Consider the following 24,720-nt stretch of genomic DNA (forward strand, 5'->3'; position numbering starts at 1 on the left):
TCAGCCTTGTTCAGCCATATTCGTCCTTAGTCAACGCTAATTAGCGTTAATTAGCGTTAATCAGCGTTAATCAGAGTTAGATGTAGCAGGACCCTTTGGAGACACAGGAATGACGGTCAATCCGGCACGCCAGACAAACGAACACGAAATTCAAACACAACAGAAGCGTGTCTTGTATGCGGCTTCTGATTATGAAAGTTCGGCCGGGCATAAAAATATGCTGCAACTGATCCATCTGCGATGGATTGCGATGTTAGGCCAAGTGTCGACCATTGCGCTTGCCACTTGGGTGTTTGAAATCAAGTTGCCGCTATTACAGATATCGTATGTCATCGCAGGGCTGATCGCCTTTAACATTGCCAGTCATTTACGCTGGCATGAAGAAGTCAAAGTGTCGAATAAAGAATTGTTTTTCGCGCTGCTCATCGATGTCAGTATTTTGACGGCGCAACTTTATTTGTCGGGTGGTACGAGTAACCCATTTGCATTTCTTTATTTGCTTCAGGTGATTTTAAGCGCAGTGTTGTTGGAGGCATGGTCGACCTGGTTGATAGTGGCCATCACGGGGTGTTGTTTGTTTGGCCTCTCCCTATTTTATTATCCCTTAGTTTTACCGCCAGATCACATCGATAGCATGCCAGGCTTGTATCAAGACGGTATGATCATTTGCTTTCTGGTTAATGCCGCTTTGTTGGTCTTCTTTCTGACGCGGATTAACGATAATTTAAGCAGTCGCGATGCGCAGTTAGCCGATTTACGACAACATGCAAGTGAAGAAGAACACATAGTCAAAATGGGCTTGCTGGCATCCGGTGCAGCGCATGAGTTAGGAACGCCACTGGCAACCTTATCGGTCATTGTGGGTGATTGGCGTCGTATGCCAGAATTCAGCAAAAATCCGGAACTTCTCGAAGAAATAAATGAGATGCAACGGCAGTTGCAGCGCTGTAAAAGTATCGTTAGCAGTATTTTATTGTCTGCTGGTGAAGCACGCGGCGAGTCCTCAGTTAAAACCACGCTCAATACTTTTTTGAAACATCTTGCGGACGACTTTAAAGCAACGCGTCCTATCCAAACTTTTTTATTTGAAAATCTGATTAAAGAAGATGTGCCGGTTGTGTTTGATTCAGCGCTTAAACAGATGATGTGCAATGTGTTAGATAATGCGCTTGAAGCTTCACCAAATTGGTTAAGCCTGACCGTATCCAGCACCGATAATTTGCTGAATATCGTTGTTAGTGACCGCGGGCCAGGTTTTTTACCTGATATCTTAGAAAAATTAGGACAGCCTTATCAATCAACTAAAGGTCGCCCCGGCAGTGGTCTTGGGATTTTCTTTGTGGTGAATGTGGCGCGCAAATTAGGCGGCTCCGTGACTGCACGTAACCTTGAACAAGGTGGTGCAGCAGTAAAAATAGTGTTGCCGTTATCGGCAATCATGCTTTAAAGGATGAATCAAAATGTCGGACAATCGTCTGCTGTTGATAGTCGAAGACGATACTGCTTTCGCTCGTACTTTAGCGCGTTCGTTTGAACGACGCGGTTATTCGGTGATCCATGCCGCGAATCTGGAGGATGCGGCAGAGTTACTTAGTAAGCACTCTCCGCGTTATGCCGTCGTTGATCTGAAGTTGAATGGCAATGCGTCGGGGTTGGCATGTGTGCAAATGCTTAACAAGCACGATCCTGAGATGTTGATTGTGGTTTTGACCGGCTTCGCTAGTATTGCCACCGCCGTTGAAGCGGTGAAATTAGGTGCATGTCAGTATCTCGCGAAACCCTCGAATACGGATGATATCGAAGCCGCCTTTGGGCATGTGGCAGGGGTGTCAGAACCAGAGCTGACGAATCGTTCGACGTCAATTAAAACGCTGGAATGGGAGCGGATTCACGAAGTATTGGTGGAGGTTGATTTCAATATTTCTGAGGCGGCGAGGCGGTTGGGTATGCATAGACGGACGTTGGCGCGCAAGTTGAATAAGCAGCAGGTGAAGTAGATAGAGATTCGGTGTCTTTTTAATTAATTCGATTGCCCTTTGTTAGCGCAATCTTCCAAGCGTTCGTTTCTTGTTGATATTTAGTGTTGTACTACGGACTACCAAGTCGTGTGTGGCCCAGCGTCCACTTTAATGTCAACGTCTACGTCCACCTTTAGCGCTTAGGGTGGAGGTTATCCCACAAGTCTTCGTTTGTTGTTGATTGTTAGTGTTTTGCTTCGGGCGACCAGGCCGGGTGTGGCCCGGCGGCCACTTACTTTTCTTTGCTACGCCAAAGTAAAGTAAGCAAAAGAAAGGCGACGCTGAGACGTTGCCCTGCGGGTGCCGTCACTGCGTGTCGGCACTATTTGTGCGTCACGTAAAACGGGAAAGTGTCGAAACTCGCTGCGCTCAGACAACGACACTTTCTGATCCGTTTTCCGTGAAGCGCAAATTGCTTTGTCTAAAGCGGGTAAGGTCTGTATCAACGTCTACTTCAACATCAACATCAACGTCAACATCAACATCGACGTCTACTTCTGCGTCCACCTTTAGTGCTTAGCGTTGGGCTACCGCTCAAGTCTTCGTTTGTTGTTGATTGGTAGTGTTTTGCTTTGGTCGACCAGGCCGGGTGTGGCCCGGCGGCCACTTACTTTTCTTTGCTACGCCAAAGTAAAGTAAGCAAAAGAAAGGCGACGCTGAGACTTTGCCCTGCGGGTGCCGTCACTGCGTGTCGGCACAATTTGCGCGGCACGTAAAACGGGAAAGTGTCGAAACTCGCTGCGCTCAGACAACGACACTTTCTGATCCGTTTTCCGTGAAGCGCAAATTGCTTTGTCTAAAGCGGGCTAGATCAACATTAACATCAACACTACGTCTAGGGCAGGTGCCCCTCAGACTTTTGATTTTCGTCTTTTTTAATTGTGCGATCGCCCCTCGTGGACACGGACTAGGAGATGGGGCGCCTGAGGCTGATTACCGGTGCGATGCAGTTCAAATGAGATGCTTCACTCGAGAGTGACGCATCATCAATTTAAATGTGCCTGCTCTATGGTTTAATCACCTATACTGAGGCAACACCCGCATTCGCAGGCGTCAACCAGGAGCAATATCATGAGTAAAGTGACCAAGACGAATAAAGAAACAAAAAAACAGGCGTTACTTTCACCTAAAGAGAAAAAAGCAGCCAAGGATGCAAAGAAATCTGCCGGTTCATCGATTCCACTCGGTGCGCGCTAAGCCTGCAGGCCTATCATTGAACAGCTTTTATTGGCGACTAGAGACGATTGCATCGATATTTGCAGTCGTCTTTTATATTTTTAAATGACCTGTATTTATTATGGGCGTTGATAAATATCTGGGCGATTAATTTCCAAAAATGTTTCTGGCTTGGCTGGTGATTTGAATCCAAACTGTTCATACAGTCCCCGTGCTGTGCTGCTTACGAGGATGAAACGGCGTATATCTTGTAAATCTGGATGTTCTTGTATCGCACGCATCAGTGTTTTTGCGTGTCCTCGGCCTCGATATGCTGGTAGCACAAACACATCCATTAGATAGGCAAAAGTCGCTTTATCGGTAACCACCCGGGCAAATGCAATTTGTCGATTTTCAAAAAACCCACCGAAACAAAGTGAATTGGTGATCGACCTTTGCACCGTTTCCAGAGAAATTCCCTTTGCCCAAGCCGATTGTACGGAAAGAAATTGATGGATCAATGCAATATCCAGCTGAGATTTATCTGTAGAAATCTGCATCATTCAACTCCTGCAATAAATTGCCCACCCGATACCCGCTCAATTCCCGCCAGATCACGCCAGCTTTGTACTTGCCCAAAACCACGAGCAGAAAGCAATTGGCGTACATCCTCAGCCTGGTGATAGCCATGCTCCATGAGCAGCCATCCTTCGTTTGCAAGATGTTGTGGGGCATTTCCAACGATTGTACGGTAGGCACTTAAGCCATCGCCATGATCGGTCAGTGCATTGATGGGTTCAAAGCGTAAGTCGCCTTGCGATAGATGCGGGTCATTTTTAACAATGTAGGGAGGGTTGCTGACAATCGTGTGAAAAACCTGTCCATTGACCTCGCTATACCAGTCGCTGTGCAGCACGCGGACACGATCTGGTGTGTGGCGCGCCACATTTTTTTTCGCAATAGCCAAGGCGTCATGACTGATGTCCAGCGCGGTGACAAGCAGATCTGCGCGGGTATGAGCAATCGCCACGGCAATTGCACCTGAACCTGTACCCATGTCCAGCAGGCGCGAATTTTGCGGCGCATAGCTAAGGGCAAGCTCAACCAGAAGTTCAGTGTCAGCGCGGGGGATTAAAACGGCGGGCGAGGTAAAAAATGGCAGACCAAAAAATTCGCGCTCACCGGTGAGATAAGCGATGGGTTCTCCATCGAGACGGCGTTGAATCAGTGTTTGCAGGAAGAGCCGTTGTTCTGACTGGGGTTGATAATCTGACTGGGTAATGAGTTGAATTCTGGTTAGTCCAGTTGCCGCCATGATTAAGATGCGCGTCTCTAATTTTTCTAAGGGAGAAACGCGTTCGTAATCAGCAATAGACAGATGATCTTGTTGCCATGCGTGCATTAACGGTGCTTCCCAAACATGCCGGTTTTTTCACGGGTAAAGAACAAGAATACCAACGTGAATCCGACTAATAGAAATCCTATCATCGACCAAGCCGGGATAGATAAACCCAAAGTCGGTGGGTAAGGCGTTTCACAGAGGCCGTCTGCCCGGAATAAAGTGGGCCACCAGGTCGCCAGAAATATCTTATTTAGACCTGTTTCGAGCGGATCGATACCGCAGGAAAAACCAGGATTCGCCAGCACATATAAATGCTTCGCAGCGACACCGATACCGGCGACGGCAGAAGCCGTCGCAAAGCCGATACTAATACGTCGAGTTCCCCGTGGCATCGCGGCGCCGATCAGGCAAAACAGTGCAATCGCAATAAATGCATAGCGTTGCAATACACATAACGGACAAGGCAACATATGTTCCACGAGCTGCAAATAGAGAGCAGCACCGATTAAGCCGATGCAAAATGCTGCGACGGCAAGTAAAACAGGTTTCGAAGAATGCATGAATTTCATCCGGAAAATATGAGCGGTTGCCAGCTTACACGGTTTTAATCACAGATGCGTAAAAGCATTTGCATTAAAAAGACTTAAATACGAATAACGTTTGGATGACTTAATCGTCACCAAGTTCCGCCAATAACTCGGCCTGGTGTTCAGCGATGAGTGCGTTGCTGAGTTCGGTCAAATCACCATCCATAATAAAATCGAGCTTGTACAAGGTCAGATTAATGCGGTGATCTGTCATCCTGCCTTGCGGGTAGTTGTAAGTGCGGATGCGCTCACTGCGATCGCCTGAGCCGATCAGACTCTTGCGAGTTGCGGCTTCTTTCGCTTGTTTTTCTCGCAACTGGCCGTCCATGATGCGTGTTGCTAAAACCCGCATAGCTTGTGCTTTATTTTGATGTTGGCTGCGCCCATCCTGACATTCGACGACGATTCCGGTCGGAATATGCGTCAGACGCACGGCGGAATCGGTTTTGTTAATATGCTGACCACCTGCACCGCTGGCCCGGAAAGTGTCGATGCGCAAATCAGCGTTATTAATGACGACGTCTGCCAGCTCATCCGCTTCGGGCATCACTGCTACTGTACAAGCTGAAGTATGAATGCGGCCTTGAGTCTCAGTGGCAGGAACGCGTTGTACGCGGTGTCCACCTGATTCAAATTTGAGTTTGGAATAAGCACCCAAGCCAGCGATACGGACAATCACTTCTTTATATCCGCCGAGTTCAGATTCTGATTCAGACATCATCTCAACCTGCCAGCGATTCCGTTCTGCAAAGCGGGTGTACATACGGAGTAAATCACCTGCAAACAATGCGGCTTCATCGCCGCCAGTTCCGGCGCGGATTTCAAGCAAGATGTTGCGTTCGTCATTCGGATCTTTCGGTAGCAACATTTTTTGCAAGTCAGCTTCCAAAGTCAGCATATTCGCTTTTGCAGATTCGATTTCATCCTGTGCAAATGCTTTCATTTCAGGATCGTTCAACATCTCCTGTGCTTCGTCGATGTCGGCCTGTGTTTGTTGGTAGTTTTTGTAGAGTGCGACCAAAGGATCCAATTCAGCATGTTCGCGGTTGAGCTTGCGATACGAGTCCATGTCGTTGGTGGCACCCTCTTGCATGAGCAAATGGCTGACTTCGTCCAGGCGTTCAGCTAGTTGATCTAGCTTGGAAAGCATTGATGGTTTCATACGTGATTTTAAAGAATGTAAAAGAAGGGCATAGGCCCAAAAACGGTACGCAAATTCTTGCGCGTAACTATAGCGTAAAGGTCATCAGGACGAGCGTCGCTAACGTTTTGTGCGGAATAAATGTGGAAGTAAAGTGGCCAAGCGAGCGCGTTCGTCGCCACTGGCTTGATGCAGAGCCTGTTGGGGGCCGTGTAAGAATTTTGCCGTGATGCCTTTGGATAATGCTTCGAGAACAACATCAATATCGTCGCCACGTGCCAACATTTTACGAGCACGATCGAGTTCCATGAGGCGCAGTTGTTCACTGCTTTCATGTAAATCCTGAATCACGGGAACGATAGCGCGGCCATCAATCCAGTGCATAAACGATTGCACGCGGGTCTCAATAATCGCTTCGGCTTGTGCTACGGCTGCCTGGCGATTTTCTAAGCCAGATTGTACGACCGTGCCGAGATCATCAACTGTGTATAAAAATACATCATCAAGTTTGGCAACTTCTGGTTCAATATCACGAGGCACGGCCAGATCAACCATAAACACGGGGCGGTGCTTACGCGCTTTGACGACGCGTTCGACCAGACCTAAACCAATGATCGGTAACGACGATGCGGTGCAAGAAACAATAATGTCAAATTGCGCCAATTCCTGCGGCAAATCAGCAAGACGGATGGCTTTGCCATTAAAGCGATGAGCAAGAGCCTCGCCACGCTCTAAGGTACGGTTGGCTATGGTGATCGACTTAGGGTTTTGCGCCGCAAAGTGCGTTGCGCAAAGTTCTATCATTTCACCAGCGCCGATAAACAGAATATGCTGGTCAGCAATTTTGTCAAAAATACGTTGTGACAAACGCACCGCTGCGGCGGCCATTGAAACGCTGTGCGCGCCAATCTCGGTAGTACTGCGAACTTCTTTGGCAACTGCAAAGGTACGCTGAAACATTTGATGCAGATACGTACCTAGACCCCCTGCAGCGTCGGCTTGTCGAACCGCATCTTTCATCTGACCGAGAATTTGCGGCTCACCCAACACCATCGAATCCAGACCAGAAGCGACCCTGAAAGCATGTCTCACCGCATTGTCTTGCGGCAATGTATACAGGTGGGGACGTAAATCAGCGTAGGATAAGTGGTGATAATCGGCTAAAAAATGCGCGGTGGCGTCGACCGGATTCGCTGCGGGACACGCAGCATATAGCTCGGTACGATTGCAGGTGGACAAAATGGCAGCTTCAGTGGTGGCACTGGATGACATTGTTGCACTATTGTTCCCAAACCAGGTACGCGCAGCCGCCACCGCATGAGCAATTTGCTCAGGCGAGAAAGCGACTTTTTCGCGCAAAGATAGCGGCGCAGTCGTGTGGTTGAGTCCGACAGCAGTAAGTTGCATGCAATGGTCTAGGTTGACGTAAGCTCTCATTATAGCGCGTTGCAGGCATTATTTTTTGCGGCGTGCCACTTGATATAGCTCAAATTAGTGTAGCGGGAAAGCGCAGATTAAAGGTAGAACCTTCATTCGGTGCACTGGTAAAGTCAATTTTGGCGTGATGCCGATCCAAAACCGCTTTTACAAATACCATGCCAAGACCAACACCGTCATTTTTAGGTTGATCTGTGGTTTTAAATCGCTGGAAGCGCTGAAACAACTTATTTTGCTCGGCGCGCGGGATGCCATATCCCTCATCGCTGATATTGCAAACGATTTCTGCATCGGCTAAATGTTGCTCTAATGCTAGCGTACACGTAATGGTGGTATCACGTGGGCTATATTTAATCGCATTCGAGAGCAGATTGGTTAATACACGTGTGACTAATGAACGGTCGATACGTGCTGGATATTCATCATCTGGGATAGCCGTTTTGATACGAATATTTTTACTTTTTGCCAACGACCACATTTCCTCTGTCGCATCGATCAGCACGTTTTGGAAATCAACTTCTTCAAAACGATAGTCTTGTGATTCGGCTCTGGCGAGCTGGACGAAGTTGTCTGCCAAGCCCAGGGTTATGCGTGATGCTTTTTCAATGCGCGCCATGAATTCGTCGTTAGACAATGCCGTTGCTGGTTCTTTTTGCATTTCAAGTAACGCTAATATGGAGGCCTGAGGCGCTCGCATGTCGTGGGAAATGAAGTGCAATGTTTCGTCGCGACTGCGCTCGGCGGCGCGAATCGCGGTGATATTGATGATGCTCACGATCCATCCGACCAATACTTTATCTGCGTTATAGCATGGCGCACTTTTAATCAGCACATCTTGTTGCCGAGGGTCGCGCACCTCGATACCCTGCTTCATGTTACTAGTGTGTTTCAGATCGAGTATATCCCACCAGCTAAAACTATTATTTTGCGTTTGTTCGCTGGCTTGTGGCGGTGACATTTGTGCAAATAGATACGGTAACAGTGCGTCATTTACTTTGGGAATACCAAGTCCAGCGAAGTAAGCTCGTGCCACTTGATTTGATAATAAAACGTTGCCGTCGGTGGTGGTGACCAATGTTGCATCTGGCAGACTGGCTAAGCTGTCGCTCACAAATTGCCGCAAATCGCGCACGCGGTTAGCTGCCAGGCGCATTGCATTAATACTGCTCTCTAAGGTGTCGGTTAAGGCTGCCTGACGCGGCTGTTCATCATCAATAAATTCAGGCAAAAGATGCGGTTCTTTTTCTAATAAGCTGAATTCTTCGCCCAGATATTGGATGGCAGCTTCAAGCCGGCGCCAGCTCCAGATTGGGTAAGCAATAATCAAAGCACAAAGTACGGGAGATGAAGGGAGCCACCAGCCCGTGTAACGCATTAATAAAAAGCTTCCAGTCATAGCGAGCACAAATAGCACCCCAGTAGAGGCGAGCGCTTTCCGTGGCGACAGCAACAAATAAGCGGCCAGCGCAGTGCCGAGAATGATCAGGTTACATAGCAGTATCAGCCAGCCAGGTACAAATCGAATACTTCGTTCATCAAGTAAGCTGGCGAGAATATTTGCATTAATTTCGACGCCGGAAACCAGACCATCGTTGCTGGAAACTGGTGTTGGGAATGAGTCTGCCATCCCAACAGCTGTCGGACCGACCAACACATATTTATTTTTAAAAAAGCTTTCAGGCACTTCGCCACGTAAAACGGCAGCATAGGGAACCGTTTGGAAATGTCCATTGCCACCAGAAAACGGAATATACATCTGATAATCTCGTGTCCAGGCGTCTGATTGTGCCGGTGTCGAGCGCGCCGTTGCAGAGAGTCTGTTTCCCGGTAAATATTGTTCAGAACCGGCTTTTGTGTTTTGTGCCAGATTTTTCATGGCGAGGGCGAAATGAGGCCACCATTCTCCTTTGGTACCCTCACGTAAGAAGACACTGCGCGCAACACCGTCCTGATCCAGTTCGATGTGAATATGGCCGATTTGCGCGACGTTCGCTAACGTCGCAATTGGCAGTGTTGCATCCAGACCTTTGCCAGCACTTTCTGACACTAAGGGCAAGACGACGCGATGGTTTTCTTTGATGGCATCGGCCAATGCCTGATCACCGCTCGGTGTTTCTTCACTGTTGGTGGATTCCGGTTCCGCGAACAGTATGTCCATACCAATGGCGAGTGGCTTGGCCGCACTAATTTTTTTCAGTAAATCAGCATGGCGTTGTCGTGGCCATGGCCATTTACCTAATTCATTAAGACTAAAATCATCAATAGCAACAATCAGAACGTCATCTCTGACTTCGTGCGTGCTGAGCTGCATAAAGTGATCGTAGAACACCAAATCGACCCGGCCAAGGACGTTGGTAATACTTAGTGCTGAGGTCAGAATCAGCAATAAACAGCTCAGTATTAACCACTCGCGCAAAGCAATGCGTTTAACCGGAATCGGCGTTGTCTTCATTATTTAACGATCAAAAACCTGTGCCGACAGTGCCAGCAATACTCTTAATTGCATCCCCCGCGCTGTCCAACCAGCGCGCTTTGATGGTGATTTTTTGGGTCGACGAGAATGCCCCTACATAGCCATCAGGGTCGGTGGCTCGCACGCGGATAAAATATTGGCCGGCGTCCGGTCTTGGAATTTTCAATTCTGCCGCCGTTGATTCACGTGACAGATACATGTTTTTAAACTCGCTGTCCTTGGCAATTTGAATCAAAAATTGTTGTCCGGGTTCTGCAGCCCAACTAAATGAAATTTCTTTTCCCTCAGAGTCAGCAAAGGCCGCTGCTGCCTGCGGCGGTAACTGGGTAAAAGCTTGTGTGTCACTAAACGGGCCTTGATCGAGTTTGCCATCCGGTTGTGTGACTACTGTTGCGATACGCCAAAAATACTGACCATTATTTAATTTATTCGTACTGAACTGGACATCCTTGAGATTACTCTGGTCGAGTACGATATTGTTAAAGTCGGTATCGGTCGCCACTTGCAAATGATACGACAAGGCGTTACTTGCTTCCGTCCAGACAAAATCGGTTTTGTCACTACGAATTTTATTTTTTGGTTGTAACGTAAATGGTGGTTCAGGACGCGCTTTGAGCGTAAATGCCTGGGTCAGAGGAATACCTTCTAAACCATATTGGTCGATTGCTGCAATGCGAACAAAATAGCTGCCATCAGCCAATCCATCGAATTTAAAGCGATTTTCTTTGAAATACTTTTCAGCCAAGACATCTAAAGCTTGTGAATCTTTCGCAATTTGCACATGGTAGCCCCGCGCAATATCAGTTTTGTCGATCAAAAATTGGATAGTTGGACGTACCTGTAGCCAGTATTCCTGCTTGAGCTGCGGCGCTGGCAATAGGTTAACGGCTTTACCAACTGCAGTGCTCGTCACAATGTTGCCTTTGCCTGCTGGCAACACAATATTGTCAGATTTCTTGAGTACCGGATTATTGACCGCGACACCACCCTCGAGTACTTCGTTCGCCGTTCCCGCATCGGTAACACCTACCCTGAAGTGGGTGCCTCGCACACCAGCTACTGCTAATGGTGAACGGACTTCAAAACGCCCCTTGTTGGATACCAGACTGGAAACATGGGATTCAACTTTGCCTTCAATCAGAGAAATTTCCGTGCGAGGGCTACCTGTATATTTAGTTTTACGTAATTTGCTCAGGCTGATTTGGCTGTTTGACGGAATTGACACGCGTGAATTATCAGGAAAAGCTAATGTAATAAAGCCGTTTTTTCCAGTGAAAATTTGCGCTCCTTCTTTGACAACCGTACCGATTGCCAACGGTAACTCATCACCGTTGACTGGTTTATAGGTCGGATTGCCGGCAAGCGCCAGTACGCGTGCTTCACTATCTTCTTCAGGCAAAAGCTCTAACGGTATCAAGATGGCGGTACCGACCGGGATTGCTCTGTCGTCAGCGATGTGATTGCGTTTGCTGAGTATTGGCCAATTCAGGGCTTTGTCAGTGAATCGCTTGGAAATACCCGACAAGGTGTCACCTTGTAGCGCGAAATACGTCATATCAGGTGGTGTTGCGAGCACAGTACCCGGCTCACCACTTACTTTCTCTGCAAAACTAAATGGGGATGCTATGAGACAAAATACGACCAATAAACTGGTTTGACATTGTCGCAAGAGTGTCATTGGTAAAGTGCTCATGCGCGTAAATCCTATTCTGAAAATGCAATCCGGGTCAGATGACTGACCCGGAGTTTTTTATTCTGGCGTAACTTGTTCTAGTCGGTAACCGTAGCTATAAACAGGCGCTAATCGGTAACCATTCTCTGGTCGTAGCTCTAGCTTACTACGGACGCGTGAAATATGCGTGTCCATGGTGCGCGACGGGATATCCACATCACGCGACCATACCGCCTCCAAAATATACGCACGTGACAGTGGGCGCCCAAGGTTGCGGAAAAGTAGTAATGCCAGATCAAACTCTTTTTGGGTCATCTCGATGGGCTGGTCATTAATACTGACGCGGCCAGCGCGTGTTTCAAATTTATAGGCCCCAAATTGCAGATGTTCAGATGCTGTTTGCGCTGGGTAGGCACGACGCAATAAAGCTTGGACGCGAGCCACCAATTCGCTGCGGCGTATTGGTTTGATCATGTAATCGTCTGCACCCGCTGCCAGGCCAGCAACGATGTCGTCTTCACCAGAACGGCTGGTCATGAATAATACTGGCAGTGTCGGAGATAGTTTTTCTCTGACCCAGTGCAAGATCTCCGTGCCATTCAGATCCGGCACCTGCCAATCGAGAATGAGCATGTCGTAACTCTCGCGGCGTAATTGATGCAACATTTCCTTGCCGCTAAGAAACGGATGGCATGTGTGACCGGCTGCATTCAGAATGGTACAGACCAATTCGAGCAGGTTGTTATCGTCGTCTAGTACTGCGATTCTCATAGGTAGCTACCGTTAATGTTCGGCAATTCGAAATTGATGCTTATCATTATATCGAAAGCAATTGAAAAAATTAAAGATTATGAAAATTTGTAAGTGACAAACGCACGCGTCGCTTGTTTTTTTATCGCGTTTTACTATCACGAGAAATGTTACTTTATGACTAGCATTCCATTGACAATTAACGTAAAAAAACACGCAAAATTGTTTTTCAAAGAATCGTTATTTCATTTTCAAAAGTGAGGCAATTTTGCAGCAAAAACGCAACAAAAAACGATAAAAGGATGCGGCAATAACGGTAAATAAGCCGCCAATGTCACACATTGCATGTGAATTAGCGACATGTTTCAGTTAGTTTCTGACTTCCAAGTCCGGTAAAACGACGTTAACGTCCAACACCTCCAAGTTACCTTGTTTATCCAGGGAAACTTTAATGTCCTCTGCATTGACTTTGGTGTACTTTGAAATGACGGCAATTAACTCTTCGCGCAATGCGGGCAAAAAGTCATAACCTTCACGGCCAGTGCGTTCGCGCGCAATAATGATTTGCAGGCGCTCTTTCGCCATATTGGCGGTTTTAGGTTTGCTGTTAAACAAAAAAGAAAGCAGAGCCATTTTATTTACCTCCGAAAATGCGCTGCAGCAATCCCGGTTTTTCATAGTTAATGAAACGTAATGGTGTCTCAACGCCTAAGAAACGTGAGACCACGTCTTCATAAGCATCCGAAACATCGCTGCCCTTCATATGAATTGCTGGATTACCTTGGTTCGAAGCATGCAATACGGCTTCAGATTCAGGAATAACGCCAATCAACGGGATGCGCAAAATTTCCTGAACGTCAGTATGAGACAGCATTTCGCCAGCCTCAACGCGTTTCGGTGAATAGCGCGTAATTAATAAATGTTCTTTGACAGGTTCGCCACCTGCTTGCGCACGCTTGGATTTCGCCTGAATAATGCCGAGGATACGGTCAGAATCGCGCACTGACGAGACTTCAGGATTAGTGACGACGATCGCTTCATCAGCAAACGTCAGTGCCATGACGGCACCGCGCTCGATGCCAGCCGGAGAATCGCAAACAATGTATTCAAAATCCATGCTGATCAGATCGTTCAGAACCTTTTCTACACCTTCTTCAGTCAGCGCGTCTTTGTCGCGCGTTTGAGATGCGGGGAGGATAAACAGATTATCGCAATGTTTGTCCTTGATTAAGGCTTGATTCAGGGTAGCTTCACCACTGATGACATTGACCAGATCATAGACGACACGGCGTTCGCAGCCCATAATCAAATCCAGATTACGCAGACCAACGTCAAAATCCAATACGGCTGTCTTGTGTCCGCGCATGGCGAGGCCAGAAGCGAAGCTTGCACTGGAAGTCGTTTTACCTACTCCGCCCTTGCCGGATGTTACAACGATGATTCTTGCCACAAAAAACTCCTTTTTCTATCCGAAATAACTGCGTTCATTTGCTTATAAAGGGCGTCAGCCTGCTAATTTTACTGATGATACTTCAATACTGTCACCATTGAGCTTAACTTGTGCTGGGTGATTTGCTTTTAAAGGCGGAAATCCGTTTTCAAATGTCCGGTAAATGCCTGCAATTGAGACTAATTCGGGTTCCATTGTTAAGGCGAAAATGCGCGCTTCCGTGTTGCCAGTAGCACCTGCCAGAGCTCGTCCACGCAACGGCGCATAAATATGAATACTGCCGTCGGCGATGACTTCGGCACCGTTATTGACTGACGCCGTGATAATCAGATCCGCACCACGCGCATAGATACGCTGTCCGGCACGCACTGGCGTGTCAATCACCATTGCTGGATTATTACGGACGATAATTTGAGGCTCGGCTGGTGCTGGCGCTGGTGCCTGCACAACAACCGGAGAGGGGGCTACGACTTGCCCGGTTTCCAGACGTGGCTTACTGACGACGTCAATACTTAGACCATGCGAACGTATCGTTGCATAATCTTCTTCACGGGCATGGCGCACCGCGACCGGGTGCAAGCCGTGTGCTTTGAATAAGGGAATTAATGCGTTCCAATCGACAGTCGCATTGGCGATGGCTTCGACGTCAATGACTGCGAATTCATCATCAAAAAAATCGGGGGAGCCTGCCGTCATTTCAGTGAGTGCTGCCGTTAAAGCTGCAGTGGATGCTTCGTGCAACAAAACCGCGACCGCAACAACGGTGGAAATTTTTATTTCTATAGGCTTGCGCGTCAGACTGTTTTGCATAGGTCCAAGTAAAAAAAGGAAAGAAGGTGCCCCGTACAATCTGAATCTGTAGAGACATTTTATTGTCTCCAGGGAATCAAATGCCCGGTCGAACTTGATAGCCCGCCCTAAAAAGACTCATCCTACCAATTGATGAGCAAGATTGCAAAAATATACCTGTTTTGTTGGAAACAAAGCAGTAAATTTGGTGCTCAGTATCAATTGATATTTTGTTTTTTGCAACTTTTTAACGCGTTGCTTAGCTTATTTGGTCAAGGGAATGCCTTATTCTGCTCAATGCGGCGAGAGATCTAGTAGACGTCCCTGTTGTTGTACATTGCCCTACAACTGCAATCCGGCAGCTCGCCAATGATGGAATCCGAACACGCGTGCTAACGAACTATCGGCTTTTGCGAGGATGCGAATCACATGGTGGATCGTTTCCAACTTGAACCTTGACCGTCAAATTCTTTTGGAACTGATAGGGTGAATAAGCCCGAGCTGCGTATCCACTGATGCTCAGTGGCGGCGTGGCCGCCGAGTTGATCACGTTCTACGGCTGTTTCCGCCAGACGTCGTGCTTATGTGCGAGCAATGAGCAACACAATAAGCAACACAATAAGCAACACAATGAGCAACACAATAAGCAACACCTCATCGTTAGCTTGATCCTCTGGGTAAGGGAATTGCTGATCAATTTTTTGTAAGGAAGGGGAGCATAAAGGATCTAATGCAATACTAAGCGAGAATATTTTTTAGGTTTGCATTCTCTTTGTGCAAGCGTACACGAAGATTTTTCTCGGAGCATAGGCTTAATTGTCCTTTGTCAAAAAAGGATTTTAGATAGTCGAAAATCTTCCTTGTTTTTTTGGTAATGCCTTTTTATGATCAGGTTGTTTAAACCTGCTTATTTCATTCACGTAAAAAAGGGATACCATCAATGAAGCTGGAAACAATTGCTGTGCATGGCGGTTACACGCCAGATCCGACTACCCGTGCGGTTGCAGTACCAATTTATCAAACGGTCGCCTATGCGTTTGATAGTACGCAGCATGGAGCAGATCTGTTCGATTTGAAAGTGCAGGGAAATATCTACTCACGCATCACGAATCCGACGAACGATGTTCTTGAAAAACGTGTCGCTGAGTTGGAAGGGGGGATTGCTGCGTTAGCGCTGGCATCTGGACAAGCAGCAATTACCTATGCGATTCAGACGATTGCAGAGGCCGGCGACAATATCGTTTCTGCTTCGACCTTGTATGGTGGCACCTATAATTTGTTTGCGCATACTTTTCCACAATTTGGCATCACAACACGTTTTGCCGACTACCGTGATCCAGATTCATTTGCCAAATTAATCGATGAAAAAACAAAGGCGATCTATGTGGAATCCATAGGTAATCCACTGGGGAATATTACTGATATCGAAGCCATCGCTAAGATTGCGCATCAACATGGTGTCCCATTGATTGTCGATAACACGGTGCCATCTCCGTATCTGCTGCGTCCGATTGAATTTGGTGCTGATATTGTTATTCATTCATTGACCAAATATCTTGGTGGTCATGGCAACTCAATTGGTGGGATTATTGTCGATTCTGGCAAGTTCCCTTGGGCAGAGCATAAGGAACGATTTAAGCGCTTAAATGAACCGGATGTGTCATACCATGGTGTTGTGTACACTGAAGCATTAGGCCCTGCAGCCTATATCGGGCGTGCCCGCGTGGTGCCTTTGCGTAATACGGGGGCGGCGTTGTCACCATTCAATGCTTTCCTTATTTTGCAGGGTATAGAAACATTGGCGTTGCGTCTGGATAGAATTACCGATAATACGATCAAGATTGCGCAATATCTGAGCCATCATCCAAAAGTAAAATGGGTAAATTATGCTGGCTTACCAGACCACAAAGATCATGCGTTGGCGCAAAAATATTTGGGCGGCACGCCATCTGGCATATTAACTTTTGGTCTGGCCGGTGGTCGTGAGTCTGGCGCTCGCTTCCAGGATGCGTTGAAGTTATTTACGCGCTTGGTGAATATTGGTGATGCCAAGTCCCTCGCTTGCCACCTGGCAACGACGACGCATCGGCAATTGAATCCAGAAGAGTTGCTCAAAGCGGGTGTGACTGAAGATACAGTGCGTCTATCGGTAGGCATCGAACATATTGATGATTTGCTGGCGGATCTGGAGCAGGCAATACAAGCTTCCTGATCTGCTGTTGCTTCGCACTGACTAACTCTGTTCGACTCTTAATGACTCTGTAGTGAGGCTAATCGACAGCAGAGGATGGTAACTCATTGTGCCTGCTCGCTTTTTCGCTTCTTCATTTTGGGTCGTGAAATTTCCTTAACGCCGCAATTTGCGGCGTTTTTCTGTTTGAAAAAGCCATATTCTAGTTGCGCTTGTCAATGATGCCGATCATTGCTAACCGCCATATGCATCATATAATCCGACTGCTACGCACTCTTCGACAGGGGGCGTCATCCGGCTCATCTGGACAGATTAACTATTGCATTGACAGTCTGTTGCGCAGTTACTGTCCTTCATTGGAGTGTGGGAACAGTGGAAACGCCTTTGTAGTGTGGTCTTGCCTATTTATTAGCAACATGTAACATCCCTTGTAGCCCATAATCTTTATAGCCCGTATCGTTTTAGCCCGTATTGTTTTAGCCCTTATCGTTGCCGCACCTCATAATTGCGTGCCCACGATTTACCACTTACTCTCTCTTAAGCACATGCCGACTTCAAACTTATCCGCGCAGGCAAACGAATTAATGTCGTTGCAAACATTGGCTGACCTATTTCGTTGGCGGGTTGCTCAAACCCCTGATTTAGAAGCATATCGTCAGTTTGATGACGCGACTCAACAGTGGATAAGCTATTCCTGGCAACAGACCCAACAAAAAGTGCAGCAATTTGCACAGGCTTTAGCCACTTTGCAACCAGAGCGTGGTGCTCGTATCGCGATTTTGTTGCCAAATGGTTTGCATGCGGTCTGTATTGATCAGGCGGCTATGCAACTCGCCTGCGTGCCAGTACCTATGCATGCGCTGGATAACCCAGCCAGTATTGGCTATATTGTTGGTGACAGTGATGCGACGATGTTGATTGCGGCAACGGATCAGCAATGGAAAGATATCTCAGAAACCGGCATTGCCATGCCAGCCCTGCGTCAGGTCGTGGTATTGGACAAAACGGTGCAAGACCCGAGTTTCGTTAGTCCGGTGCCGTTGGCCACATTACAAGAGTGGTTGGCACAGGGCGTCAACACCACGCTCCCAGCGCAGAGTCCTACGCAAGGTGATCTCGCAGCGCTGGTCTATACATCGGGTACGACAGGTAAGCCAAAAGGCGTGATGTTGACCCATCTGAATGTGATGTCGAATGTGAAAGCTGTCGTCGTAAGAGTGGCGCCAGTTACCAGCGATGTGTTTTTGTCTTTCTTGCCCTTATCGCATACGTTTGAACGTACTGCTGGTTATTACCTTCCTGTTGCCGCTGGTGCTTGCGTGGCATTTTCACGGTCCACTAAACAATTGCCGGAAGACTTAACCATCGTTAAGCCAACTATCTTGATTTCTGTTCCGCGGATTTACGAGCGTGTTTATAGCGTGATTCAAACCAAGTTGGCGGCCTCAAAATTTGCGGCCAGCTTGTTTAATATGGCAATCAATGTAGGCTGGCGTCGTTTTTTGCGGGCACAAAAAGCCTTATCTGATAGCGCGTTGGCGGTGCTTGCTGATGAACTTGCCTGGCGCGTGCTGGATCCACTCGTTGCTGCCAAATTGAAACAGCAATTTGGCGGCAGAATTCGTGTTGCCGTTAGTGGTGGTGCCGCCTTATCTACGGTCATTTCGCGCTGTTTTCTCGGATTAGGTATCCCTATCGTCCAGGGTTACGGTATGACGGAAACCGCGCCTGTTGTCGCATTTAATTCTCCCGATGATAACGATCCGAACTCCGTTGGCAAAACCATGGACGGCGTTGAAGTGCGTATTGGTGAGAATAAAGAGTTGCAAGTACGTGGACCAAATGTGATGCGCGGTTATTGGAAGCGTGATGAAGATACCGCAAATGCCTTCATTGATGGCTGGTTACGTACTGGTGATCAGGCCTCGGTCATCGATGGGCGCGTGCGCATTTTGGGACGTGTCAAAGAAATTATTGTGACCTCTACGGGCGAAAAAATTGCGCCCGTAGACCTTGAGTTGGCTATTTTGACGGATGCGTCATTTGAACAAGCGTATGCATTTGGAGAAAACTCACCTTTCATTGGTTGTGCCGTCGTACTAAGCCAACGTTATTGGCAAGAATTAAGTTCAACGTTAGACCTTGATCCGGCCGATCCTAAAAGCTTACAAGCGCCTGCTGCTGTTGACGCAGTGGTGAAACGCGTACGGGAATTGACGACGAGCCTGCCGTTCTACGCACAACCTAAAGCAGCCATACTCTCGCTTGAACCTTGGACAATAGAAAATACCTTGATTACCCCGACCTTGAAATTAAAGCGGAATAATCTCGCGAACCACTTCGCCGCCGATATTGCCAGAATCTATGCGCCCCGACGTTAGTTATGATGGTTAAAATGAGTTCGCATTAAATTTGGTTTTAATTCGTAGCAACTAAGAAGGCAGGTATTCAAAGAAATTTGATACCTGTTTTTTTCGACTGGTATTGTGCCGGAATCCGCCAGTTCGATGGATGTCGCCATCATTTTAATGATTTCAGGTTTTGTATTTTTAATTAAGATTATTTATTCTGATCTGTGTTGATGGGCGAGTAAGACATTATTTCGCGCAGAAAATCTGAATTGAAAAAGAAAAAATCGAAAAAATGCAGGCTCTCCAATTATTTCAATTGACGTTCTTGCGCACTTCCCCTCTCATAGAGTTTGATAAAAATTGATCATGAGATCAGTGTTTGAGATAAAACGGAGATGCGCACTATGACATTACGGAAAGTGAAGAGCCTGGCTTGTATTTTAGTAACTGGTATGTTCGCGGGCTGTTTTTCAGTCGGCGCGACAGCACAGCAAACGACCAACCCAACATCAGAGTCGGCAGCCTTTGTGCTGAGCCCTTATAAATACGTTAAAAATGAGATGGCTTGGAATCACCAGCAGCTAACGACGTCAGTAACGGGAAAACCAACTTCATTTCTCGCAGTGATTCCACCTAGGTTGAACACCGTCACACTCGCGTTTGCGACAGGAGAATGTGGTAAGGAGACGTGGGAAGGCCTGTCGGGTCAGGATTTTGCGGATGCCAATATCGGGCCATTAGTGAGTGCTGGAAAAAAGTACATTATTTCTACTGGTGGCCAGGCAGGTAACTTTACGTGTGCCAGTGATGTCGGTTTTAGACAATTTATCGAACGCTATCAGACTACGCATTTACTTGGCTTTGATTTTGATATCGAAGCTGATCAATCAGTCGAACAAATTGATCAATTGATGCTGCGTATTCATGCTGCGCAAATTGCTTATCCGAATTTGCGGTTTTCATTTACATTACCGACGCTCGCTATCGTCGATAAATCAGCTTTAGGTACTATTGGTGTGACCGTCATGAACGCCATCCATCGTGCTGGATTGACTCATTACTATATCAATCTCATGGTGATGGACTACGGTGTTACATCATCAGAAGCTTGTGTCGTTGGCGCTGATGGTAAATGTGATATGGGGCGCTCCGCCATACAAGCAGCGCTTAATCTGCATAGCTTTTGGAACGTTCCCTTTGCTCAAATTGAATTGACGCCGATGATTGGTGGTAACGATACCGAGGATGAAACCTTTGATCTGAAAGATGTGGCGACAATTAGTGCATTTGCGCGGCAGTACAAATTGGCAGGGATACACTATTGGTCGATTGACCGCGATACTGATTGTGCGCCAGGTGCTGCATCGCCAACTTGTAACACTTATGGCAAAGCCGGGGTATTGGGTTTTACTAATGCATTTTTACAGCATCTGGCGCATTAAACGATCTACGGTGTCGTTTGCATGTCAAAAATGACAACTCGGGCGGGTTGCGCCCGCCCACCTGGCTATAGGTGCGTCGCGATGTTTTTGTAGCGCGGGGTAACCGGCGCTGTGCTTTGTATGTTTATTGACAATAAAGCGAAAGGACATCATTTTCACGTGCTTCAACACGCTGTACTGGACCGTTTGAGCAACGGTATTCAACGAATAGATGTTTTTGTCTGCCCATCGCCGGGTCGCCACAAAGATTATTATTAGCCTGAAATTCTACATGTCGACGCCATCCTGCAATGCGACGAATGGCTTCACTGGCATCACAAGCCTCTTCATGCGTACCATAACGTGCCGCCATAATCGTCATACGCCCGGCATCACGGTGACCTTCCTGTTGCTGGGCTGCCATAGCGTCACGATATCCCTGATCGTATCCCAGACGGTACTCAGCACTTTGTGAAAAGGCGGACGTAGAGGCTGTGCTGACTGCAAGCACTGCAATCACACCCAGCAAGGTTTTGCTAAATAAACGTGGTTTCAAGATTTTTCCTTTAAAAATACGCAAAAAAATGACGTTCGAATCATAACTGATGGACGAAATAGTACAAGGGTAGATACGTAAAACCAAAAGTGTTTGTTATTAAAAGTGCTATTTATTATTTCATTGTTTTGAACGTAAATTCGGTGTTTTACGAATCACGACTATAATTCGGACTTGATAAAGAAATAGATAGCAAAGAAAAACAATGACCAAAATTGAAGCAATGCAAAGAGTCAATGGCCGCTTGGGCTCGATCATCTTGCACGACAATAATACCTTTTGGTCCGCTTGTGGTCGTTATGGTGGCGATGAAGGTTGGTGGTTAAAAATACCATTAGCCAGTTTTAAGAGCGATATTCACATCATATTGAATCGCGAGAGCAGCAAAGTCTTTTTGCATTTAAAAATCAGAGCACGTGAAATTCTGAGCCCTGCCATGAAATTCCGATGCACCGATCAAATGGCAGAGATGTTTATTCCCGCAGCAAATATGCGTCGTCTCGGCGATATCCTGCCAGGCGGCAGTAAACATGGCTTGACGAAAAATATCGTTGCCGAATATCGATTCTGATACAGCCATGACCCAACAAGCTGGTAACGAGAATCAATTAAGTGTGGTTGGCCACGATGGCTTGCCGACCAGAGAGCGTAATCTGGCGATGCTTTCGTTGTCTATCGGCGTTGGCATGGCTTCTCTGGATACGGCGATTGCGAATACGGCGTTGCCCGCTATTGCGGAGCAATTACATACGTCCCCAGCTGACTCGGTTTGGATTATTAACGTGTATCAATTGGCAATGGTGGCGACTTTATTGCCATTCGCGGCGCTTGGCGAAGTCATTGGATATCGACGCATTTCTATCGCTGGATTGGTCCTGTTTACGTTGGCCTCGTTAGGCTGCGCCTGTTCATGGTCGTTGTCGTCACTTGTGATAGCGCGCTTATTTCAAGGCGTCGGTGCAAGTGCCATTATGGGCGTCAATACTGCAATGTTAAGAGCGATATTTCCCGCCAGATTGCAAGGGCGTGGATTTGGATTAAATTCGTTGGTTGTGGCGGTCGCGTTTGCTGTCGGGCCGACCACAGCTTCCTTAATTTTATCGGCTTGGACCTGGCCGTGGTTGTTTGCGATTAACGTTCCATTCGGCGTTTTTGCTTTCTTTTTAGGTCAAAGAGTATTACCGATGACCTATCGGGCGACGCATAAAATCGATGGACTTACCGCGCTTTACAATGTTGGTGCCTTCAGTATGCTGATTTTATTGCTAGGCGATGCAGCTCATCTGGCAGACAAAAAAATCTTGTTCGTCGAACTAGCAGTGACGATTTTCTTTTTTGCTTTATTGTTACGTCGGCAGGCAGGGCATCAAGCGCCGATGTTGCCGGTAGATTTGTTCCGTCGTCCCATCTTCTTCCTCTCGGTGATTACCTCGATTTGTACATTTGCTACGCAAAGTTTGGCCTTTGTTTCTTTACCATTTTATTTTGAAACTGTTCTGGGGCGTTCGCCTGTTGAAACTGGGTTTCTGATCACGCCATGGGCCGTGTTAGTTGCCATCATGGCGCCGGTTGCGGGGCGTTTGAGTGATCATTATTCACCGGGTGTTTTAGGCGGTATTGGTTTGGCGATTTTGTCGGTGGGTATGACGTCGTTGCTCGGTATTTCCTTGCATCCTTCCGCCTTCGATATTTGCTGGCGCATGGCGCTGTGCGGCATGGGATTTGGATTTTTTCAGGCGCCGAATTTAAAGGCAATTATGGGGGCAGCACCGTTGACGCGTGCTGGTAGCGCCAGTGGGGTAGTAGCAACTTCAAGGCTGATGGGACAAACCTCGGGCGCGGCTTTAGTGGCATTTTGCTTTAGCTTTTTTGCTGATAAAGCGACGCATTATGCGTTGGGGATGGGAGCCGTATTTGCTGCGGTAGCCAGCATTGCCAGCTTTTCCCGGTTGTTTGTGGGAAAGAGTCCAACTTAAAGCACACACCTCTCAGTCCAGAGTCATAGAGACAAGGATTGGGCGAACGAAGCTGAGGGTGGAAATCAGAAATCAGAAATCCGGAATCCTGAATCCTGAACCCTGAGCCCTGAATCAGTAATCATGACCTGACGCTGCCGCTGTCATTGACCTATATCTCAGGATTTTTCCCCTTTGTCTCTGTGTTTCCCAGGTGCGTGCTTTGATACTTATAGAATGACGATTGTTTGGTTTAGCCTACCCACAAAACGACCAGAGAGGCAAACAGGCAATAGGCACCAAAGAAGTGCCAGCGACCTTGCTCTAACCAGCGTGACAACCAGCGCAATGCGATCAGACCGGTCAGGAAACTCAAGACCATGCCCAGCAAGCCTGGAAACAAGGCGTGTAATAACACAGCACTATCACTCACCGCAGATGCGCTCTCTACTTTAAACAGACGATACGCTTCTTTAACGATTACCGCCGGTGTCAACACAACCGCCAGCGCGAAGCTGAACTGTTCCGCGCGACGACGATTGACACCCAATGCCAAACCGGTAGAAATTGTTGCGCCAGAACGCGAGAAACCACGGAATGGCAGGCACAAACCTTGTACCGCACCGATCCACAGGGCACTGCGGGTATTGACGTCTTCGTTACCTTTTTCTTTCATGCGTGAAGAAAGAATGATTAGTACACCGGCAGACGCCAGTGCGGCTGCCATCAATTTCGCGTTACCAAACAAGTGCTCGATTTCAAATTTGTCGGCGTTTTCAGCAAAAAAATGTTTGATGATCAATTGCAAACCAAAGCCAACAACACCTGTCGCGATCGTCGCGATGATCAGGTTCGCACCATTGGCACGAAATTGTTGCGCTGAAGCGAAGTAGGTTTCACGCCAGGATTTCCAGAAGTAAGCGATGACCGCAAACATGGTGCCTGTGTGCAGCATGACCAGAATCATGGTCATTTGTGGCGAGGTTGGATCCAGTCCCATTAATTTCTCAGCCACGATTACGTGTGCTGAACTGGAAACAGGCAAGAGTTCAGCAATGCCCTGAACCATAGCAAGAATGAGGATATAAAAGAATTCCATGCAGCTCTTTCGGGAAAAAGCGCAAGCATCGCTTATTCTGTGCCGTTTGTCACCACATCTCGCTCAAATTTCATGAAATTTTCATATTATCTTTTGCACGTGAAAAAGATCGAGAGATTTCTGTGAAACGACATCTGCCCAAAGAATAAGCCGTAAAAAAGCGTCACAAGAAATTTAATGGTTAATTTGCAATGATTACCTCTTTTAAGAAGATGTTACTTTGTCATGTTGACTTTGTACAACGGCATAGGAGGGCAATTTTTAATTATTAACAATTGTCATTTGTTTGTCATAAAAATACTGCTTTAAACCCAAGCTCTGTCGGTGGCGTCG

General features: G+C 47.2%; 22 protein-coding genes. 8 read left to right on the plus strand and 14 right to left on the minus strand.

The features are described 5' to 3' along the window. Positions 1-109: 109 nt before the first annotated feature. The gene (locus ACO0K1_RS13965; protein ID WP_423026727.1) at positions 110-1,447 is read left to right on the plus strand and encodes an ATP-binding protein; all 1,338 of its coding nucleotides are present in this window, start codon (positions 110-112) and stop codon (positions 1,445-1,447) included. A gap of 13 nt (positions 1,448-1,460) precedes the next feature. Further along, positions 1,461-1,997 carry a response regulator transcription factor gene (locus ACO0K1_RS13970; RefSeq protein ID WP_423026729.1) on the plus strand — a complete coding sequence of 179 codons (537 nt, stop codon included), beginning with the start codon at positions 1,461-1,463 and terminating at the stop codon, positions 1,995-1,997. Between the two features lie 390 nt (positions 1,998-2,387). Here the strand turns inward: ACO0K1_RS13970 and ACO0K1_RS13975 are convergent, their stop codons facing one another. Then, entirely contained in the window at positions 2,388-2,525 is a 138-nt protein-coding gene (locus ACO0K1_RS13975; protein WP_423026731.1) for a hypothetical protein, read from the minus strand. Positions 2,526-3,089: 564 nt separating this feature from the next. On the opposite strand from ACO0K1_RS13975, the gene ACO0K1_RS13980 reads away from it, so the two are divergent. Beyond that, complete coding sequence (locus ACO0K1_RS13980; RefSeq protein ID WP_423026733.1) at positions 3,090-3,215, plus strand: hypothetical protein; 126 nt, start codon at positions 3,090-3,092, stop codon at positions 3,213-3,215. Between the two features lie 98 nt (positions 3,216-3,313). On the opposite strand, the gene ACO0K1_RS13985 is transcribed toward ACO0K1_RS13980, so the two are convergent. The 11 genes from ACO0K1_RS13985 to minC all read right to left on the minus strand — a co-directional run bounded on the left by ACO0K1_RS13985 (position 3,314) and on the right by minC (position 14,835). After that, a complete protein-coding gene (locus tag ACO0K1_RS13985) occupies positions 3,314-3,736 on the minus strand; it encodes a GNAT family N-acetyltransferase (RefSeq protein WP_423026735.1) in 423 nt (140 codons plus the stop codon). Beyond that, a complete protein-coding gene (prmC, locus tag ACO0K1_RS13990) occupies positions 3,733-4,575 on the minus strand; it encodes a peptide chain release factor N(5)-glutamine methyltransferase (protein WP_423026737.1) in 843 nt (280 codons plus the stop codon). Before prmC ends, ACO0K1_RS13985 begins: the two co-directional genes overlap by 4 nt. Next, positions 4,575-5,075 (minus strand): disulfide bond formation protein B, encoded by a 501-nt coding sequence (locus ACO0K1_RS13995; RefSeq protein ID WP_423026739.1) that lies wholly within the window; start codon positions 5,073-5,075, stop codon positions 4,575-4,577. Before ACO0K1_RS13995 ends, prmC begins: the two co-directional genes overlap by 1 nt. Positions 5,076-5,184: 109 nt before the next feature. Then, positions 5,185-6,264 (minus strand): peptide chain release factor 1, encoded by a 1,080-nt coding sequence (gene prfA, locus ACO0K1_RS14000; RefSeq protein ID WP_423026741.1) that lies wholly within the window; start codon positions 6,262-6,264, stop codon positions 5,185-5,187. 99 nt (positions 6,265-6,363) lie between these two features. Beyond that, positions 6,364-7,650 carry a glutamyl-tRNA reductase gene (hemA, locus tag ACO0K1_RS14005; RefSeq protein WP_423026743.1) on the minus strand — a complete coding sequence of 429 codons (1,287 nt, stop codon included), beginning with the start codon at positions 7,648-7,650 and terminating at the stop codon, positions 6,364-6,366. A 79-nt stretch (positions 7,651-7,729) separates the two neighbouring features. Beyond that, on the minus strand, positions 7,730-10,132 hold the full coding sequence (locus ACO0K1_RS14010) for a CHASE2 domain-containing protein (protein ID WP_423026745.1): 2,403 nt from the start codon (positions 10,130-10,132) through the stop codon (positions 7,730-7,732). Positions 10,133-10,142: 10 nt separating this feature from the next. Next, complete coding sequence (locus tag ACO0K1_RS14015; RefSeq protein ID WP_423026747.1) at positions 10,143-11,846, minus strand: FecR domain-containing protein; 1,704 nt, start codon at positions 11,844-11,846, stop codon at positions 10,143-10,145. A 57-nt stretch (positions 11,847-11,903) separates the two neighbouring features. Then, positions 11,904-12,596, minus strand: coding sequence for a response regulator transcription factor (locus ACO0K1_RS14020; protein ID WP_423026749.1), 693 nt, complete (start codon positions 12,594-12,596; stop codon positions 11,904-11,906). A gap of 348 nt (positions 12,597-12,944) precedes the next feature. Continuing rightward, positions 12,945-13,208, minus strand: a complete 264-nt coding sequence (gene minE / locus ACO0K1_RS14025) for a cell division topological specificity factor MinE (protein WP_423026751.1) — start codon at positions 13,206-13,208, stop codon at positions 12,945-12,947. A 1-nt stretch (position 13,209) separates the two neighbouring features. Further along, positions 13,210-14,025 (minus strand): septum site-determining protein MinD, encoded by an 816-nt coding sequence (gene minD, locus ACO0K1_RS14030; protein ID WP_423026753.1) that lies wholly within the window; start codon positions 14,023-14,025, stop codon positions 13,210-13,212. A gap of 54 nt (positions 14,026-14,079) precedes the next feature. Continuing rightward, positions 14,080-14,835, minus strand: a complete 756-nt coding sequence (gene minC, locus ACO0K1_RS14035) for a septum site-determining protein MinC (protein ID WP_423026755.1) — start codon at positions 14,833-14,835, stop codon at positions 14,080-14,082. Between the two features lie 919 nt (positions 14,836-15,754). Here minC and ACO0K1_RS14040 point away from each other — a divergent pair. The 3 genes from ACO0K1_RS14040 (at position 15,755) to ACO0K1_RS14050 (ending at position 20,798) form a co-directional block, all read left to right on the plus strand. Further along, complete coding sequence (locus ACO0K1_RS14040) at positions 15,755-17,026, plus strand: O-acetylhomoserine aminocarboxypropyltransferase/cysteine synthase family protein (RefSeq protein WP_423026757.1); 1,272 nt, start codon at positions 15,755-15,757, stop codon at positions 17,024-17,026. A 524-nt stretch (positions 17,027-17,550) separates the two neighbouring features. Next, on the plus strand, positions 17,551-19,386 hold the full coding sequence (locus ACO0K1_RS14045) for an AMP-dependent synthetase/ligase (RefSeq protein WP_423026759.1): 1,836 nt from the start codon (positions 17,551-17,553) through the stop codon (positions 19,384-19,386). A 374-nt stretch (positions 19,387-19,760) separates the two neighbouring features. Continuing rightward, positions 19,761-20,798 carry a glycosyl hydrolase gene (locus tag ACO0K1_RS14050; RefSeq protein ID WP_423026761.1) on the plus strand — a complete coding sequence of 346 codons (1,038 nt, stop codon included), beginning with the start codon at positions 19,761-19,763 and terminating at the stop codon, positions 20,796-20,798. A 124-nt stretch (positions 20,799-20,922) separates the two neighbouring features. On the opposite strand, the gene ACO0K1_RS14055 is transcribed toward ACO0K1_RS14050, so the two are convergent. Continuing rightward, the gene (locus ACO0K1_RS14055) at positions 20,923-21,333 is read right to left on the minus strand and encodes a hypothetical protein (protein WP_423026763.1); all 411 of its coding nucleotides are present in this window, start codon (positions 21,331-21,333) and stop codon (positions 20,923-20,925) included. A gap of 205 nt (positions 21,334-21,538) precedes the next feature. Between ACO0K1_RS14055 and ACO0K1_RS14060 the strand changes: the two genes are divergently transcribed. Continuing rightward, a complete protein-coding gene (locus tag ACO0K1_RS14060) occupies positions 21,539-21,904 on the plus strand; it encodes a hypothetical protein (protein ID WP_423026765.1) in 366 nt (121 codons plus the stop codon). Between the two features lie 7 nt (positions 21,905-21,911). Next, on the plus strand, positions 21,912-23,309 hold the full coding sequence (locus tag ACO0K1_RS14065; protein WP_423026767.1) for an MFS transporter: 1,398 nt from the start codon (positions 21,912-21,914) through the stop codon (positions 23,307-23,309). 232 nt (positions 23,310-23,541) lie between these two features. On the opposite strand, the gene ACO0K1_RS14070 is transcribed toward ACO0K1_RS14065, so the two are convergent. Continuing rightward, positions 23,542-24,387, minus strand: a complete 846-nt coding sequence (locus tag ACO0K1_RS14070) for an undecaprenyl-diphosphate phosphatase (RefSeq protein WP_423026769.1) — start codon at positions 24,385-24,387, stop codon at positions 23,542-23,544. Between the last annotated feature and the right edge of the window lie 333 nt (positions 24,388-24,720).

The sequence above is a fragment of the Undibacterium sp. SXout20W genome (assembly GCF_049340285.1).
Lineage (GTDB): Bacteria > Pseudomonadota > Gammaproteobacteria > Burkholderiales > Burkholderiaceae_D > Undibacterium.

Bases quoted from the DNA above. Each gene is read 5' to 3' on its own strand.
- prmC (WP_423026737.1), bottom strand. From the start codon at position 4,575: ATGCACGCATGGCAACAAGATCATCTGTCTATTGCTGATTACGAACGC.
- ACO0K1_RS14045 (WP_423026759.1), top strand. From the start codon at position 17,551: ATGCCGACTTCAAACTTATCCGCGCAGGCAAACGAATTAATGTCGTTG.
- ACO0K1_RS14050 (WP_423026761.1), top strand. From the start codon at position 19,761: ATGACATTACGGAAAGTGAAGAGCCTGGCTTGTATTTTAGTAACTGGT.
- ACO0K1_RS14040 (WP_423026757.1), top strand. From the start codon at position 15,755: ATGAAGCTGGAAACAATTGCTGTGCATGGCGGTTACACGCCAGATCCG.
- ACO0K1_RS14060 (WP_423026765.1), top strand. From the start codon at position 21,539: ATGACCAAAATTGAAGCAATGCAAAGAGTCAATGGCCGCTTGGGCTCG.
- ACO0K1_RS14020 (WP_423026749.1), bottom strand. From the start codon at position 12,596: ATGAGAATCGCAGTACTAGACGACGATAACAACCTGCTCGAATTGGTC.
- minE (WP_423026751.1), bottom strand. From the start codon at position 13,208: ATGGCTCTGCTTTCTTTTTTGTTTAACAGCAAACCTAAAACCGCCAAT.
- ACO0K1_RS14070 (WP_423026769.1), bottom strand. From the start codon at position 24,387: ATGGAATTCTTTTATATCCTCATTCTTGCTATGGTTCAGGGCATTGCT.
- ACO0K1_RS13995 (WP_423026739.1), bottom strand. From the start codon at position 5,075: ATGCATTCTTCGAAACCTGTTTTACTTGCCGTCGCAGCATTTTGCATC.
- ACO0K1_RS14010 (WP_423026745.1), bottom strand. From the start codon at position 10,132: ATGAAGACAACGCCGATTCCGGTTAAACGCATTGCTTTGCGCGAGTGG.
- prfA (WP_423026741.1), bottom strand. From the start codon at position 6,264: ATGAAACCATCAATGCTTTCCAAGCTAGATCAACTAGCTGAACGCCTG.
- hemA (WP_423026743.1), bottom strand. From the start codon at position 7,650: ATGCAACTTACTGCTGTCGGACTCAACCACACGACTGCGCCGCTATCT.
- ACO0K1_RS13985 (WP_423026735.1), bottom strand. From the start codon at position 3,736: ATGATGCAGATTTCTACAGATAAATCTCAGCTGGATATTGCATTGATC.
- ACO0K1_RS14015 (WP_423026747.1), bottom strand. From the start codon at position 11,846: ATGAGCACTTTACCAATGACACTCTTGCGACAATGTCAAACCAGTTTA.
- ACO0K1_RS14065 (WP_423026767.1), top strand. From the start codon at position 21,912: ATGACCCAACAAGCTGGTAACGAGAATCAATTAAGTGTGGTTGGCCAC.
- ACO0K1_RS13970 (WP_423026729.1), top strand. From the start codon at position 1,461: ATGTCGGACAATCGTCTGCTGTTGATAGTCGAAGACGATACTGCTTTC.
- ACO0K1_RS13980 (WP_423026733.1), top strand. From the start codon at position 3,090: ATGAGTAAAGTGACCAAGACGAATAAAGAAACAAAAAAACAGGCGTTA.
- minC (WP_423026755.1), bottom strand. From the start codon at position 14,835: ATGCAAAACAGTCTGACGCGCAAGCCTATAGAAATAAAAATTTCCACC.
- ACO0K1_RS13965 (WP_423026727.1), top strand. From the start codon at position 110: ATGACGGTCAATCCGGCACGCCAGACAAACGAACACGAAATTCAAACA.